General features: G+C 66.3%; 12 protein-coding genes. 4 read left to right on the forward strand and 8 right to left on the reverse strand.

All coding sequences use genetic code 11. From position 1 onward, the window contains the following. Window positions 1-295: 295 nt before the first annotated feature. From AC5P56_RS05185 to AC5P56_RS05195, 3 genes are all read right to left on the reverse strand, one after another. Window positions 296-1,945 (reverse strand): phosphoethanolamine transferase, encoded by a 1,650-nt coding sequence (locus AC5P56_RS05185; RefSeq protein WP_445391833.1) that lies wholly within the window; start codon window positions 1,943-1,945, stop codon window positions 296-298. Then, entirely contained in the window at window positions 1,942-2,709 is a 768-nt protein-coding gene (locus AC5P56_RS05190) for a phosphatase PAP2 family protein (protein ID WP_069116217.1), read from the reverse strand. Before AC5P56_RS05190 ends, AC5P56_RS05185 begins: the two co-directional genes overlap by 4 nt. A 111-nt stretch (window positions 2,710-2,820) precedes the next feature. Continuing rightward, window positions 2,821-4,524: an ArnT family glycosyltransferase gene (locus tag AC5P56_RS05195; RefSeq protein WP_050483544.1), complete on the reverse strand. Its 1,704-nt coding sequence runs from the start codon at window positions 4,522-4,524 to the stop codon at window positions 2,821-2,823. A gap of 131 nt (window positions 4,525-4,655) precedes the next feature. Here AC5P56_RS05195 and AC5P56_RS05200 point away from each other — a divergent pair, with 131 nt between their 5' ends. Then, window positions 4,656-5,369, forward strand: coding sequence for a response regulator transcription factor (locus AC5P56_RS05200; RefSeq protein ID WP_014648011.1), 714 nt, complete (start codon window positions 4,656-4,658; stop codon window positions 5,367-5,369). Then, on the forward strand, window positions 5,356-6,642 hold the full coding sequence (locus tag AC5P56_RS05205) for a sensor histidine kinase (protein WP_014648010.1): 1,287 nt from the start codon (window positions 5,356-5,358) through the stop codon (window positions 6,640-6,642). The genes AC5P56_RS05200 and AC5P56_RS05205 overlap by 14 nt, the downstream gene beginning before the upstream one ends. A gap of 86 nt (window positions 6,643-6,728) precedes the next feature. Here the strand turns inward: AC5P56_RS05205 and AC5P56_RS05210 are convergent, their stop codons facing one another. Next, window positions 6,729-7,118 (reverse strand): VOC family protein, encoded by a 390-nt coding sequence (locus AC5P56_RS05210; RefSeq protein WP_014648009.1) that lies wholly within the window; start codon window positions 7,116-7,118, stop codon window positions 6,729-6,731. A 158-nt stretch (window positions 7,119-7,276) separates the two neighbouring features. On the opposite strand from AC5P56_RS05210, the gene AC5P56_RS05215 reads away from it, so the two are divergent. Then, window positions 7,277-8,527 carry a DUF819 family protein gene (locus tag AC5P56_RS05215; protein ID WP_053496043.1) on the forward strand — a complete coding sequence of 417 codons (1,251 nt, stop codon included), beginning with the start codon at window positions 7,277-7,279 and terminating at the stop codon, window positions 8,525-8,527. Between the two features lie 117 nt (window positions 8,528-8,644). On the opposite strand, the gene AC5P56_RS05220 is transcribed toward AC5P56_RS05215, so the two are convergent. Both AC5P56_RS05220 and AC5P56_RS05225 read right to left on the reverse strand, forming a co-directional pair. Further along, window positions 8,645-8,869 carry a YbdD/YjiX family protein gene (locus AC5P56_RS05220; protein ID WP_032958992.1) on the reverse strand — a complete coding sequence of 75 codons (225 nt, stop codon included), beginning with the start codon at window positions 8,867-8,869 and terminating at the stop codon, window positions 8,645-8,647. Further along, window positions 8,869-10,950, reverse strand: coding sequence for a carbon starvation CstA family protein (locus AC5P56_RS05225; RefSeq protein WP_014648006.1), 2,082 nt, complete (start codon window positions 10,948-10,950; stop codon window positions 8,869-8,871). The genes AC5P56_RS05220 and AC5P56_RS05225 overlap by 1 nt, the downstream gene beginning before the upstream one ends. A 215-nt stretch (window positions 10,951-11,165) precedes the next feature. On the opposite strand from AC5P56_RS05225, the gene AC5P56_RS05230 reads away from it, so the two are divergent. Beyond that, window positions 11,166-12,017: a pirin family protein gene (locus AC5P56_RS05230; protein ID WP_014648005.1), complete on the forward strand. Its 852-nt coding sequence runs from the start codon at window positions 11,166-11,168 to the stop codon at window positions 12,015-12,017. A gap of 128 nt (window positions 12,018-12,145) precedes the next feature. Here the strand turns inward: AC5P56_RS05230 and AC5P56_RS05235 are convergent, their stop codons facing one another. Together AC5P56_RS05235 and aqpZ are read right to left on the reverse strand one after the other, a co-directional pair. Continuing rightward, the gene (locus AC5P56_RS05235) at window positions 12,146-12,604 is read right to left on the reverse strand and encodes a hypothetical protein (protein WP_126411253.1); all 459 of its coding nucleotides are present in this window, start codon (window positions 12,602-12,604) and stop codon (window positions 12,146-12,148) included. 197 nt (window positions 12,605-12,801) lie between these two features. Beyond that, the gene (aqpZ, locus tag AC5P56_RS05240) at window positions 12,802-13,521 is read right to left on the reverse strand and encodes an aquaporin Z (protein WP_142235301.1); all 720 of its coding nucleotides are present in this window, start codon (window positions 13,519-13,521) and stop codon (window positions 12,802-12,804) included. Window positions 13,522-13,628 lie beyond the last annotated feature (107 nt).

A 13,628-nucleotide genomic window follows, 5' to 3' on the forward strand; every position in this document is an offset into this window, starting at 1 on the left:
GGTCGACACATCTGTCAGATATCGACAATCAAAATGGGGTCGAATCCGTTTTCCTACGGAAAACGGATCCGACCCCATCGGCATGTCCAACAGATCGCGGAAAACTGTCGAAGGCGGGGTGGGTCTGGTGGCGGGAGTGTCCGCGGCATGGATGCCGCGGCCAAGCCCCCAAGGATGGGTTTACGGCGTCTCCCGCCACCGGACCCACCCCACCATCCCACGGAATGCACGCTGTTGCTGTTGCTTTGGCCGTTGCCCCTGCAGGTGCAGGGCTGCAAGCCCTGCCGAACACCCCTCAACTCTCGCAGTTGGCGAACACGTCGCGGTCGCGTTCGTACAGCGAGGTCTTCACCTGCATCAGGCCCAGCACCGACGGGAACAGGTTGTCATGGTCGGTATACGCCGCCGAACGCTTGCGCACGCACTGCAGGTCCAGCCCACGGCTGCTGGCGAAGCCTGGCGAGAACCACATCGTCATCGGTACCCGGGTCTGCTCGGCCGGGGCGATGGCGTAGGGCACGCCGTGCAGGAACAGGCCCTTCTCGCCCAGCGACTCGCCGTGGTCGGACAGGTAGATCATCGCCGTGTCGTAATCCTGCATGCCCTGCAGCGTGCCGATGGTCTTTGTCAGGAAGTGATCGGTGTACAGCACGGCATTGTCGTAGCTGTTGGTGATCTCTTCGCGCGAGCAACGGCCAATGTCACGGGTATCGCAGGTCGGGGTGAAACGGCGGAATGCGGGCGGATAGCGCTCGAAGTAGGCCGGACCGTGGTTGCCCAGCTGGTGCAGCACCACCACCCGGTCGCCGGGCCTGGCGCGTACCTGGGTGGCCAGGTCCTGCAGCAGGATCTCGTCCATGCAGCGGCCATCGGCGCACAGGCCCGGCGTGGTGGCATCGGACAGCGACTGGAAGTCCAGGCCTTCGCACACGCCCTTGCAGCCGGACTGGTTGTCACGCCACAACGGTGCGATGCCGGCACGGTTCAATACGTGCAGCAGCGACTGGTGCGCGCGGATCTTCTTCTCGTCGTAGTCATGGCGGCCCCACGGCGAGAACAGGCACGGCAACGAAACCTCGGTGCTGGTGCCGCACGAATGCATGTCCGGGAAATTGATCACGCTGGCCTGCGCCAGTTCCGGGGTGGTGTTGCGGCCACCGTTGAGCCCCCAGTTCTGCGCACGCACGGTCTCGCCCATGACGATCACCAGCAGGCGCGGCTTGCTGGCCGGCGCGCGCGGGGTGGCCTTGGCATCGGTGCCGATCGGCAGCTTCGGCGCGCGCTGCACCGGATTGTCGCCACGCAATGCACGCGGCATGCCCAACAGGACATTGGCCGGTGTCGCGAGATAGCGCACTTCACGCTGGTTGCGCATCAGTGCCGAGACATCCTGGAACGAGATCAACGCGCCGCCGACAGCCGTCACTGCCGCCACCACCAGGAAGCCGACGCGCCAGAGCAGGCTGCGGCCCCAGCTGCGGCGGCGCAGCTGCACGCGCCACAGCACCACCATCGGCAGCACTGCCAGCAGCAGTACCGCCCACAGCAGCGATACCGTCATCAGCTCGCGGCTTTCCTTGGGGTCGGTCGCCAGCACGTTGCGCAGCATGTCCGCATCCAGGTAGATGTGGTAGCGGCTCATGTAGTGTGCGGCGAATGCGGTCACCAGCAGCAGCAGGCTGATCACCACTTTGGCGTTCCAGCGCCAGACCAGGATGCCCAGCAGCACGCCGTGCGCACCCAGCAGCAACAGCAGCAGCGACAGCGCGTAGCGCAGGCTGCCCGGATGGCTGGCCATCGCGCTGTGCCAGAACAGGCCGTTGCCGGCCACCGCGAAGAACAGGCTGGTGAACGCGATCAGTGCTTCGGTGGACAGCTGTGGCCGCCAGTGGCGAAGACCCGCCAGCGCGGAAGGGCGGGCGGGGCGTTGGACCGATGCACTCATGCGTTTGCCTCCTGGCGGTTGGGACGGTCCAGCTGACGGCGGATCAGGATGCCTTTGACGATCAGGTACAGGCCGAGTGACAGCAGCCAACATATCAACGCGGTGGCAACATCATGCGAAAGGAAATGCGCGCCCCGGAGCTGCTGGCTGATGCCGAACACCAGGCCGGTGCCGAGGCCGATCCACAAGCCTGCCCAGCGCCATGACGGGCGCCACAGCAGGGCGAAATAGTACAGGCACAGCCACGCATAGCCTGCGCTGGCGTGGCCGGCAGGGAAGCAGGCCTGTGCGGCCATGCCGGCCGGGCGCTGCGTGAAAAGCCCGATATAGGGCTGATGGCCACCGTAGCGCAGCAGGTCCCAGGGACATTCCATCGGCACCAGGGTCTTCAGCAGGGAGATCACGCCCGTACCCAGCGCCATGCCAATTACGACATAAAGCAGCGCCCATCGCAGGGTGCGATCGCCCCCCTTGCGCCAGTGGTGCACGCACAACAGGATCGCGACCAGCGCCGCCGACGTGCTCAGCCACTTGCCGGCCTTGTGCACCACCGTGCGGGTGACCCAGGCGTCCTGCAACGCCCAGTGGCCACCTTCGAGGCGGAACAGGTGATCGGCCACCCATTGATCACCGCCGAAACCCATCAGCAGCGTAAACACGGGCAGACCGATTGCGACAGGCAGCCAGAAGTGAGTTACGGCGAATCTTGACGCCAGTGGTGATGTCGCAAGCGGCGCTGCCGCATCAATGGGACGAACGGGCATGCTGGGAAGGGGCGGTTCCGGAATCCGCGCTCATGCTCGTCACCTCGATGTCGGAGAAGGGTCGGACGCCCGTTCGCGCCGGGTTAATGAGTCCCCGGCGCGCGTCACCGTTCAGTCTTCTTCGGCGGTCGATCCGGTGCGCTCGGCGTGGCACTTCGGGTCCCAGGCCGTACCGGGAAGCAGTTGCCAACGATTCCTGTTGGCAATGCCGATGTCGATCACCTTGGCCGGGTCCACGCAGGGGCTCATCGCATCGTCCAGCACCAGCACCCAGCGCTTGCCCGGCGCCTCGGCCAGCCACGGGCCGGCGTCATGCCATTGTTCGGCCCACGGGCGCTTGAAGCCGAACTCGCGCACCGGCCGATCTGCCTGCAGCAGGTTCTGTTCGCGCCAGGCGACCAGTGCCAGCTCCGCATCCGGGCCGATCCGCGCGCCCACCCGGCGCATCACCGCCGACGCTGATGCGTACGGATCCAGCGCCGGGATCAGCACCAGGCCGTAGAGCATCCAAAGCATGCCGTGGGTCAGCAACACCAGCGTTGCGGCACGTCGCACCCGCAGCCACACGATCAACGTGGCCAGGGCAATGGCAAAGGTCAGCAGGCCATCTCCCAGCACCGGCAGCAGCGAATCGGGCATCGCCCGTCGTTCCAGCTGTGCCAGGGCCCACGGATGCTCGGTCATCAGCATCACGCCGAGCACGCCGGTGGCCAGCATCAGCACCACGGTGTAGCCGAACAGGTAGCGCCGCACGCACAGCCGTCGCAGCAGGCCAGGCAACAGCGGGGCCACCGCCAGCGCCATCGCCGGCAGCATTGGCAGCACATAGACCTCGCGCTTGCCGGGGCTGGCACTGAAGAACACCAGCACCAGCAGCGCCCAGCCCAACAGCAGCCATTGCCGGCAGTCACCACGGCGGATGCGGCGCCACCAGGGTTTGAACAGCATCGGCAGCAACAGGCTGCCCGGCAGCCACAAGGTCAGGATCACCTGCAGGTAGTACCAGACCGGCTGGCGGTGGTGCCAGGCGTTGGCGTAGCGGGTGCCGGTCTGCTTGAACAGCAGTTCGTGGGCGTAGGACTGCAGGGACGCGCTGGGCTCATGCAGCAATGCCCAGCCCAGCGGGGCAAGCCACACCGCCACGCCCAGCAGGAAGGCCGGGATCAGCCACAGCAGCGTTGCCGGGTGCGGACCGTCCACGCTGCGCCCGCGGCGGCGCTGGTACAGCCACCAGCCGAACCACGGCAGCACCATCAGCAGCGGCAGGAACCCCACGCCCTTGGTCACCGTGCCGAGGCCAGCGGCGAAACCGGCCAGCCACAGCGCGGGCAGGTTGCGGCGCTCGCACAGGTGGCGCATCAATCCCCACAGGGCCACCGTGGTCATGCCGACCAGCACCATGTCGATCTGCGCGCGCTTGGCCATCAGGCCGAACTGCAGGGTGCAGAACAGCGCCGCGAGGGCGTACAGGGAATGCCGCGGCGACCACAGCCGCCGTGCCAGGTCCGACACCAGCCACAGGCTGAGCAGGGCGCCCAGCAGCGACGGCAGCAGGAACGACCATTGCCAGCTGCCGACCACCTCGTAAGCGGCCGCCTGCAGCCACATGAAGACCGGCGGCTTCTCCGCGTACAGCTCCACGCCCCGGTGCGGCAGCAGCCATTCCCCACTTTCGACCATGGTACGGGCCGCCAGCACGAAGCGCGGCTCGTCCGGCGGCTGCGGCTGGCGCAGGCCGATACCGGCGGCCAACGCGGCGATGATCAGCAGCCACAACAGGGGCAGGCGCCAACGGCGGGGCAGGGCTACGGGCACGGCAGGCTCCGGGAGCAAAACCGCCACTCTGACGTGGCTGGGGTAGGAAAGGCGTCGGAGCGGGCGCAGGGCGACCGCATTCCGACATGGTCGGCGCTACCATGGTACGAACTTCCGTGGATCTTTCGTGCATGCGTCTGTTGGTGATCGAGGACAACCGCCAGCTGGTGGCCAACCTGTTCGACTATTTCGAGTCGCGCGGGCACGTGCTCGACGTGGCCCCGGATGGCATCACCGGCCTGCACCTGGCAGGCAGCCACCCCTACGATGCGGTGATCCTGGACTGGATGCTGCCGCGCATGGAGGGGCCGGAGGTGCTGCGTCGCCTGCGCGCCGAGCACGCGTCGGAGGTGCCGGTGATCATGCTGACCGCGCGCGACGAGCTGCCGGACAAGATCGCCGGCTTCCGCGCCGGTGCCGACGACTACCTGACCAAGCCGTTCGCCCTGCCCGAGCTGGAAGTGCGGCTGGAGGCGCTGCTGCTGCGCGCGCAGGGCCGCAATCCGCGCAAGCGCCTGCAGGTGGGCGACCTGGTGCTGGACCTGGCGACCCTGGAAGCCCAGCGTGGTGGCCAGGTGCTGCACCTGTACCCGGCCTGCCGCAAGCTGCTGGAAGTGCTGATGCGCGCCAGCCCCGGTGCGGTCACCCGCCAGCAGCTGGAGTTCGCCCTGTGGGGCGACGAGCCACCGGATGGCGATCTGCTGCGCTCGCATGTCTACGAGCTGCGCCGCAGCGTCGACGGCCCGTTTGCCGACAAGCTGATCCATACGCTGCCGCGGGTGGGCTATCGGTTGGCGCTGATGGACGCTGCCGACGCAGGCAGGAATGCTGATGAGGGCGCGTAAGCCGGGGCCGCTGTACCGGCGGGTGGTGTGGTGGTTGCTCGGGTACCTGGCACTGCTGTCGATTGCAGTATTCAGTGTCGGCAACTACGTGCACGAACACGCCGAGCACGCCGCGTGGCGCGCGCTGCTCAATTCCGAACTGGACAGCATCGTCGAGCATGTCGAGCACGAACCTCACTATCGCTGGCAGGACTCGGACACGCTGAGCCTGTACCGCTTTGACGCAGTCAATCTGCCAGAGAGCCTGCGCTCCCTGCATCCTGGGTTGCATGACGGAGTGATGGTCAAGGGCCGCGAGACGGCGGTGATGGTCCGTGAAACGCAGTCGATGGGACGGGTGGCGCTGGCGCTGGACATCTCCGATTTCCATGACCTGGAACAGTTCGCCACGCGCTGGGTGATGCTGGCCGGGGTGATCATGATCTTCGTCACCGTGCTGATGGCGTCGTTCGGCATGGAGCGGATGGTGCGTCCGTTGAGCCTGCTGGCACAGCACATTGCCGGGCTGCGGCCGGGCGTGCAGGGCCAGCGTATCGAGGTCGATCCGCGCGGCAGCGCCGAGCTGCATACCATCGCCGGTGCGTTGAACGACTACCTGGACCGCAACGAGCAGTTCGTCGAGCGCGAGCGGGTCTTCATCAGCACCGCCAGCCACGAACTGCGCACGCCGATCGCGGTGATGACCGGTGCTGCCGAGCTCGCGCTGGAGCAACCGGGCCTGCCCGAGCGCGCCCGCCAGCAGATGCAGCGGGTGTTGCGCACAGCGCAGAGCGTGGAGCAGCTGATCGAGCTGCTGCTGGTGCTGGCGCGTGATCCGGCACGCCTGGCCGCGCGTGCCGAGCGCATCGCCCTGGACCAGCTGCTGCCGGAGATCGTCGACGACCATCGCCACCTGCTCGGTGACAAGGACCTGAGCATCGGCATCCAGGCGGCGCCGGTGGATATCGTTGCGCCGATGGCAGTGGTGCAGGCGGCGATCGGCAACCTGCTGCGCAATGCCATCGAGAACAGCGGCCGCGGCCATATCGAGCTGCAGTTGAGTGCGTCGGCGGTGCTGACGCTGCAGGACCCAGGGCATGGCATGAGCCCGGAGGAGATTGCCGCCATCCACGCGCGCATGGCCCGTGGCGGACGCGCCGATCGTGGCGGCGGCATCGGCCTGGACCTGATCGCGCGGTTGTGCGAGCACCTGGGCTGGACCCTGCAGCTGCAGCCCTGCGAGCCGCGCGGAACGCGTGTCACGCTCGATTTCAGTGCCTCGCGCCCGGCCTGATCCGGCCGTCCTGGTAGATGCCAACCTTGGTTGGCATGCGGCCCGTCGACCAAGGTCGACGCCTACCCACGCAATGGCTGTTCGCATTACCGCCCGTTCGGCCGCGCCACGTGCTGGTCGATCAGGATCACGTTGCCGTCGGGATCGGCCAGCTGCAGGTAGCCGGTCCCCTGGCCATCGGGGTCAGTGCGGACTGCCAGTTCGATGCCCTTGGCATCCAGTTCCGCCTGCAGTTCACGCACATCCTGGAAGTGGGGCAGCTCCTGCCTGTGCTGGTCCCAGCCGGGGTTGAAGGTCAGCAGGTTGCCCTCGAACATGCCCTGGAACAGCCCGATGACCGTGCCGTTGCTGCGCATTACCAGCCAGTTCTGCGTGGGATCGCCACCGGTGACCGAGAACCCGAGGGCTTCGTGGAACGCGCGGGAGGCGGCCAGGTCCTTCACGGACAGGCTGACAGAGAACGCACCAAGCTGCATGGGCCTGCTCCACAACGGTGATGCCGCAATCGTCGTCAATGCAGGGGAAGGCGGCAAGCAGCGCAGCATGACCCGGCGTGAAGACAATGTTAATCTCGACCTGCGCCGCGTCATGCGGCGCTTTTTTTTCTCCGCTCTTTCGATCGACAGAGGATCCCATGCCGACCGAACCCGCTACCGCCCTGATCAGCAACGACATCGTTGGACTGGGCCTGATTGCCGCCACCCTGGCCCTGATCTTCTGGGCCGCCAGTGGTCCGACCCCGTTGTTGAAGAAGATCTTCGCCTGGGTGCCGGCACTGCTGCTGTGCTACTTCATCCCCGCCATCTACAACACCGCCGGTGTCATCGATGGCCACAACACCTCGCTCTACAACCCGGTCGCGCGCGACGTGCTGCTGCCCGCTGCGCTGGTCCTGCTGACACTGTCGATCGACCTGAAAGGCGTCATCAAGCTCGGCCCAAAGCTGCTGATCGTGTTCTGTGCCGGTACCGCCGGCATCATGCTCGGCGCCATCGTCTCGTTCCAGCTGATGAAGCTGATCCATCCGGAAACGGTGGCCGGTGATACCTGGGCCGGCATGGCCGCGCTGGCCGGCAGCTGGATCGGTGGCGGCGCCAACATGGTGGCCATGCGCGAGGTGTTCGGCACCGATGCCACCACCTTTGGCCAGTTCGCGGTGGTCGACGTGGCCTGCGCCAGCCTGTGGATGGCGATCCTGCTGTTTTTGGCCAACCGCGCGCAGCAGATCGATACCCGCAACGGTGCCGACACCCGCGCCATCGACGAGATGAAGGCACGCATCAGCGCCTACGAGGCACAGAACGCGCGCATTCCCAGCATGACCGACCTGATGGTGATCGTTGGCGTGGCATTGGGTGGCGTCGGCCTGGCCCATGCCATCGCCGCGCCGTTGTCGGGCTGGTTCAAGGCCAATGTCAGCTGGGCCAGCCAGTTCAGCCTCGACAGCCAGTTCGTCTGGGTGATCCTGCTGTCCACGGCGATGGGCCTGGGCCTGAGCTTCACCCGTGCGCGCCGGCTGGAAGCCGCAGGCGCTTCGCGGCTGGGCACGGTGTTCCTGTACTTCCTGATCGCCTGCATCGGCATGCAGATGAACCTGCTGTCGCTGCTGGATCGGCCGTGGCTGTTCCTGCTTGGCGCGATCTGGATGGCCACGCACGTGCTGGTGCTGTGGGGGGTAGCCAAGCTGCTGCGCGCGCCGCTGTTCTTCTTCGCGATCGGTTCGCAGGGCAACATCGGCGCGGCCGCCTCGGCCCCCGTGGTGGCCGCAGCCTTCCATCCGACGCTGGCGCCGGTGGGCGTGCTGCTGGGTACGGTGGGCTATGCCACCGGCACCGGGCTGGCGTATGTCACCGGCCTGATCCTGAAGTGGATGGCCGGCGCCTGAGTCTTGGCCGGACGATCCTGTTGCGGGTTCGCGGCGTGCGCCGCGAACCCGCTCTGCCCGTGTAGAGCCGAGCCCGCGCTCGGCTTTCTCTTGCCTGCTGAAAGGCAGGCCTGGCCTTCAGCAGCAGCGCCCGCCGTTGCGTCCGCCGTAACGCGCTTCCTGGCGCTCGCGGAAGAACGTCTTGTAGTCCATCGGCTCCTGGTCCGGGTGCTTATCCAGCATGTGCCGGACGTAGTTGTCGTAGTCAGGAATGCCACAGCACAGTCGTGCGGTCTGCACCAGGCGCCGCCAGATGCGGCGGTGCGCCTGGTACTGGCCGGCGGGAACCAGTTGCGTGCTCATCACAGATCCACCATTTCATGCGGCTTCAGCGCCACGTACGGGGTCTCGCGGTCGCTGCGCTGCGGGTTGCGGCGTGCCGCCAGGATGGTCTTGATCGAATACACCAGCACCGCGCCGACCACCAGCAGGAACAGCGCGGTCAGGCCGGTGTTGACGTAGGCGTTGACCACGATCTGCTTCATCTGCGCCACCGACTTGGCCGGTGCAGTGATCGTATCGCTGGCGAGCGCGGCCTGGAACTTGTGTGCCTGCGCCAGGAAACCCTGCGCCGGGTTGCTGTCGAAGATCTTGATGAAGCCGGCGTAGGTGGTGCAGATCAGCAGCCACACCGCCGGTACCGCAGTGACCCACGCATAGCGGTCACGCTTCATCTTGAACAGCACCACCGTGCCCAGCATCAGCGCGATGCCAGCCAGCATCTGGTTGGAGATGCCGAACAGCGGCCACAGCGTCTGGATGCCGCCGAACGGATCGACCACGCCGGTGTAGAGCAGGTAGCCCCACAGCGCCACGCAGCCGGCGGTACCGATGATGTTGGCGGTCCACGACTCGGTCTTCTTCAGGGCCGGCACGAAGTTGCCCAGCAGGTCCTGCAGCATGAAGCGCCCGGCGCGGGTACCGGCGTCCACCGCGGTCAGGATGAACAAGGCTTCGAACAGGATCGCGAAGTGGTACCAGAACGCCATCATCGCGTCGCTGCCACTGGGAATCGCTTCGTGCAGGATCTGCGCGATGCCTACCGCCAGCGTCGGTGCACCACCGGCGCGGTGCAGGATGGTCGGTTCACCGATGGCGGCCGCGGTCGCGGTCAACTGCTCGGGGGTAATGGTGAAGCCCCAGGTGTTGGTGATGTAGTGCGCCGCCGAGGCTGCATCGGCACCGATCACGGCGGCCGGGCTGTTCATCGCGAAGTAGATGCCCGGATCGATGATCGAGGCCGCCACCAGCGCCATCACCGCCACGAACGATTCCATCAGCATGCCGCCGTAGCCGATGTAGCGCATGTGCGCTTCATTGGCCAGCAGCTTCGGCGTGGTGCCGGAGGAGATCAGTGCGTGGAAACCGGAGACCGCACCGCAGGCGATGGTAATGAACAGGAAGGGGAACATGCCGCCCTTCCACACCGGGCCATCACCGCTGGCGGCGAACTGGGTCAGCGCCGGCATCTTCAGTTCCGGCATCACCACCAGGATGCCGATGGCCAGCGCGATGATGGTGCCGATCTTGAGGAAGGTCGACAGGTAGTCGCGCGGGGCCAGCAGCAGCCACACCGGCAGCACCGAGGCGACGAAGCCGTAGCCGATCAGCATCCAGGTGATCTGGGTGCCGGTGAAGGTGAACGCCGGCCCCCACACCGGGTCGGCGGCGACCTTGCCGCCGTACCAGATCGCGGCCAGCAGCAGGATCAGGCCAACCACCGAAATCTCGCCGATCCTGCCGGGGCGGATGTAGCGCATGTACACGCCCATCAGGATCGCGATGGGCATCGTCGCGATCACCGTGAACATGCCCCACGGGCTTTCGGCCAGCGCCTTGACCACCACCATCGCCAGCACCGCCAGGATGATGATCATGATCAGGAACGCACCGAACAGGGCGATGGTGCCGGGTACCTGGCCCATCTCCTCGCGCACCAGGTCACCCAGCGAGCGGCCGTTGCGACGGCTGGACAGGAACAGCACCATGAAGTCCTGCACTGCGCCGGCCAGCACCACGCCCACCACCAGCCACAGCAGGCCGGGCAGGTAGCCCATCTGCGCGGCCAGCACCGGGCCGACCAGCGGGCCGGCGCCGGCAATGGCGGCGAAGTGGTGGCCGAACAGCACGTGCTTGTTGGTCGGCACGTAGTCCAGGCCATCGTTGTTGATCACCGCCGGGGTGGCCCGGGTCGGATCCAGCTGCATCACCTTGTTGGCGATGAACAGGCTGTAGAAGCGGTAGGCGACCAGGTACAGCGAGACCGCGGCCACCACGATCCACAGTGCGTTGATGTGCTCGCCGCGGCGCAGGGCGACGGTGCCCAGACAGAATGCGCCGAGCAGGGCGAGTGCCGCCCAGCCCAGTTTGGAAAACCCTTTCATGAGGTGCTCTCTCCCGGAAAGACAGTCAAAGAGTCCTGCTTGCCCACGACAGGGTCAATTGGCACAGGACGAATCGGCGGTAGTACTTTGGTCGTACGACGGTGGCGCTGACGTGCAGCCAACATCAGGGATGGAACAATTGGTTGCGGTGCCATCCATTGGCGTACGGCCATGTGGCGTCCATCTTCAGGGGCATCCATCCCACAGGAGTCGCCATGAGCCTTCCCGAACCGGTCCGCGTGCTGCGCACCATCCGTGGCATGCCCACCTCCGACGGTGCCGGCGTGCGCCTGACCCGCGTCATCGGCGGCCCGACGCTGCCGGACCTGGACCCGTTCCTGCTGCTCGATGAATTCGGCACCGACCGGGCCGAGGACTACATCGCCGGCTTCCCGGAACACCCGCACCGCGGTTTCGAGACCGTCACCTACATGCTCGACGGACGCATGCGGCATCGCGACAACCATGGCAACGAAGGCCTGTTGACCCCGGGCAGCGTGCAGTGGATGACCGCTGGCCGCGGCCTGGTGCACTCGGAGATGCCCGAGCAGGAAAGCGGGCAGATGCGTGGATTCCAGCTGTGGGTGAACCTGCCGGCGAAGGAGAAGATGACCGAGCCGAAGTACCAGGAGTTCGCGCCCGAGCGCATTCCCGTGGTGCAGCCGGCAGCCGGCGTGGAAGTGAAGGTGATCGCCGGCTCGGTAGACGGCACCCGCGGCCCGATCGTGCAGCCGGCCACCGAGCCGCTGTATCTCGACATCACGTTGGCGCCCGACCGGGCCTGGACTTACACGCTGCCGGAAGGCCACAACGCCTTTGCCTATGTATTTGAAGGCGGACTGACGGTGGGTGAACAGGACGCCGCCCGTGATGTTGCGCGCCAGGAGCTGGCGGTGCTGGGCGGCGGCGAACAGCTGCATGTTTCGGCTGGCAGCGAAGGCGCGCGGCTGATCCTGGTGGCCGGCCGTCCGTTGCGCGAGCCGGTGATGCGGCACGGCCCGTTCGTGATGAACACGCGGCAGGAACTGATGCAGGCCTTCGTCGATTTCCAGGAAGGCAGGTTCTGAGGTAGTGCCGGCCGCCGGCCGGCACCTGCTTTTGATCAGGACCGAAGGGTTTGCCGGCCGGCGGCCGGCACTACCTGCCGATCGAGGTGCATTGCGGGGATGCTGCCAGGCAGTCATCCCCGTCACCTTCAGCGCCCGGCGGCCACGGCCGAAGGGGTCAGGCTCATGCCCTGCGCCAGCTGCTGCAGTGAGCTCAGCTCCTGCGCGCTGTCCGGATACAGCGCAATCTGCGCGTAACGCCCTTTGTCGATCTTGACCACGCTGATGCGCCGTTCGGCGTAACCCGGCGGTTGCTGGCCGCCCAGGTCGGGCTGGTACCAGTACAGCGATTCACCGCCGAAGCTGCCTTTTTCCTGGCGCAGCGAGCGGCTCAGCGGAATGGCGGGGTCACGCGCGCTGAGCATCAGGCTCAGTACTTCGCGGCCATCAGGTGTGCTGGCGCGGCAGACCAGGAAATCGGCCTGCACCTGCTGCTGCCACTGCAGGCCACTGCTGGCTGGCAGCGAAGGACATTCGGACGGCGCCTGCGCGGCGGTCTGGGCCGCAGCGAACAGCAGGCTCGACAACATGACAGGCACGAACTTCATGCATCCCCCAAGGTGATGAGTTGTTTGGCTCCGCCAGCAGGGCCGGCGGCCGTGGCATCCCATCCCCGGATGCCGCCCCATCCGGCATGTGCACGGACGGTCAACTCAACCTTAACGGAACGTGAGCAATCGCACAATTCGCGGTTGCAGAAGTAACCATTGCGGCCGAGGGTGGGCCGCAATGGGAGCCGCGTGGATCAGCGGTCGCTGCCGATCCACTTGTAGATCAGGCCGCCGATCGCGCCGCCCAGCAGGGGAGCGACCCAGAACAGCCACAGCTGGCTGACTGCTCCGCTGCCGGCAAAGAAGGCCACGGCGGTGGAGCGGGCCGGGTTCACCGAGGTGTTGGTGACCGGAATGCTGATCAGGTGGATCAGGGTCAGCGACAGGCCGATCGCCAGCGGGGCGAAACCGGCCGGTGCCTTGCCGTGGGTGGAACCCATGATCACGATCAGGAACACTGCCGTCAGCACCACTTCGCACAGGAAGGCGGCTGCCACGCTGTAGCCGCCGGGCGACAGCGTGCCATAGCCATTGCTGGCGAACGCACCCGCCTGGCTGCCATCGATGGCGAAGCCACTGGCGCCGGAGGCGATCTGCAGCAGGATGAAGCCGGCCAGCAGACCGCCGGCAACCTGGGCGATGATGTAGGGCACCAGATCCCTGGTCGGGAAACGACCACCGGCCCACAGCCCGACGCTGACTGCCGGGTTGAAGTGCGCGCCGGAGATATGGCCGAACGCATAGGCGCCGGTCACCACGGTCAGGCCGAAGGCCAGCGCCACGCCGAGGAAACCGATACCCAGCGGATTGCCGTCGCCACCGAACTTGGCGGCCAGCACCGCACTGCCACAGCCACCCAGAACCAGCCAGAACGTGCCGAGGAACTCGGCGGACAAGCGTTTACCCATGCTCATGTGTTGCACTCCTTTGACGATCTAAAGTGTGATTTATGTCACATTTCAGTGATCAGCGGGTGACTGTAGCGTCAACGCCGGGTGGCAGGGATACACCTTCAGATGTG

It is taken from the genome of Stenotrophomonas sp. YJH_SMC_131 (genome assembly GCF_059367975.1).

Excerpts from the sequence above, each read along its gene's own strand:
- AC5P56_RS05185 (WP_445391833.1), bottom strand. The coding sequence starts at position 1,945 with ATGAGTGCATCGGTCCAACGCCCCGCCCGCCCTTCCGCGCTGGCGGGT.
- AC5P56_RS05190 (WP_069116217.1), bottom strand. The coding sequence starts at position 2,709 with ATGCCCGTTCGTCCCATTGATGCGGCAGCGCCGCTTGCGACATCACCA.
- AC5P56_RS05200 (WP_014648011.1), top strand. The coding sequence starts at position 4,656 with ATGCGTCTGTTGGTGATCGAGGACAACCGCCAGCTGGTGGCCAACCTG.
- AC5P56_RS05205 (WP_014648010.1), top strand. The coding sequence starts at position 5,356 with ATGAGGGCGCGTAAGCCGGGGCCGCTGTACCGGCGGGTGGTGTGGTGG.
- AC5P56_RS05210 (WP_014648009.1), bottom strand. The coding sequence starts at position 7,118 with ATGCAGCTTGGTGCGTTCTCTGTCAGCCTGTCCGTGAAGGACCTGGCC.
- AC5P56_RS05215 (WP_053496043.1), top strand. The coding sequence starts at position 7,277 with ATGCCGACCGAACCCGCTACCGCCCTGATCAGCAACGACATCGTTGGA.
- AC5P56_RS05220 (WP_032958992.1), bottom strand. The coding sequence starts at position 8,869 with ATGAGCACGCAACTGGTTCCCGCCGGCCAGTACCAGGCGCACCGCCGC.
- AC5P56_RS05225 (WP_014648006.1), bottom strand. The coding sequence starts at position 10,950 with ATGAAAGGGTTTTCCAAACTGGGCTGGGCGGCACTCGCCCTGCTCGGC.
- AC5P56_RS05230 (WP_014648005.1), top strand. The coding sequence starts at position 11,166 with ATGAGCCTTCCCGAACCGGTCCGCGTGCTGCGCACCATCCGTGGCATG.
- AC5P56_RS05235 (WP_126411253.1), bottom strand. The coding sequence starts at position 12,604 with ATGAAGTTCGTGCCTGTCATGTTGTCGAGCCTGCTGTTCGCTGCGGCC.
- aqpZ (WP_142235301.1), bottom strand. The coding sequence starts at position 13,521 with ATGAGCATGGGTAAACGCTTGTCCGCCGAGTTCCTCGGCACGTTCTGG.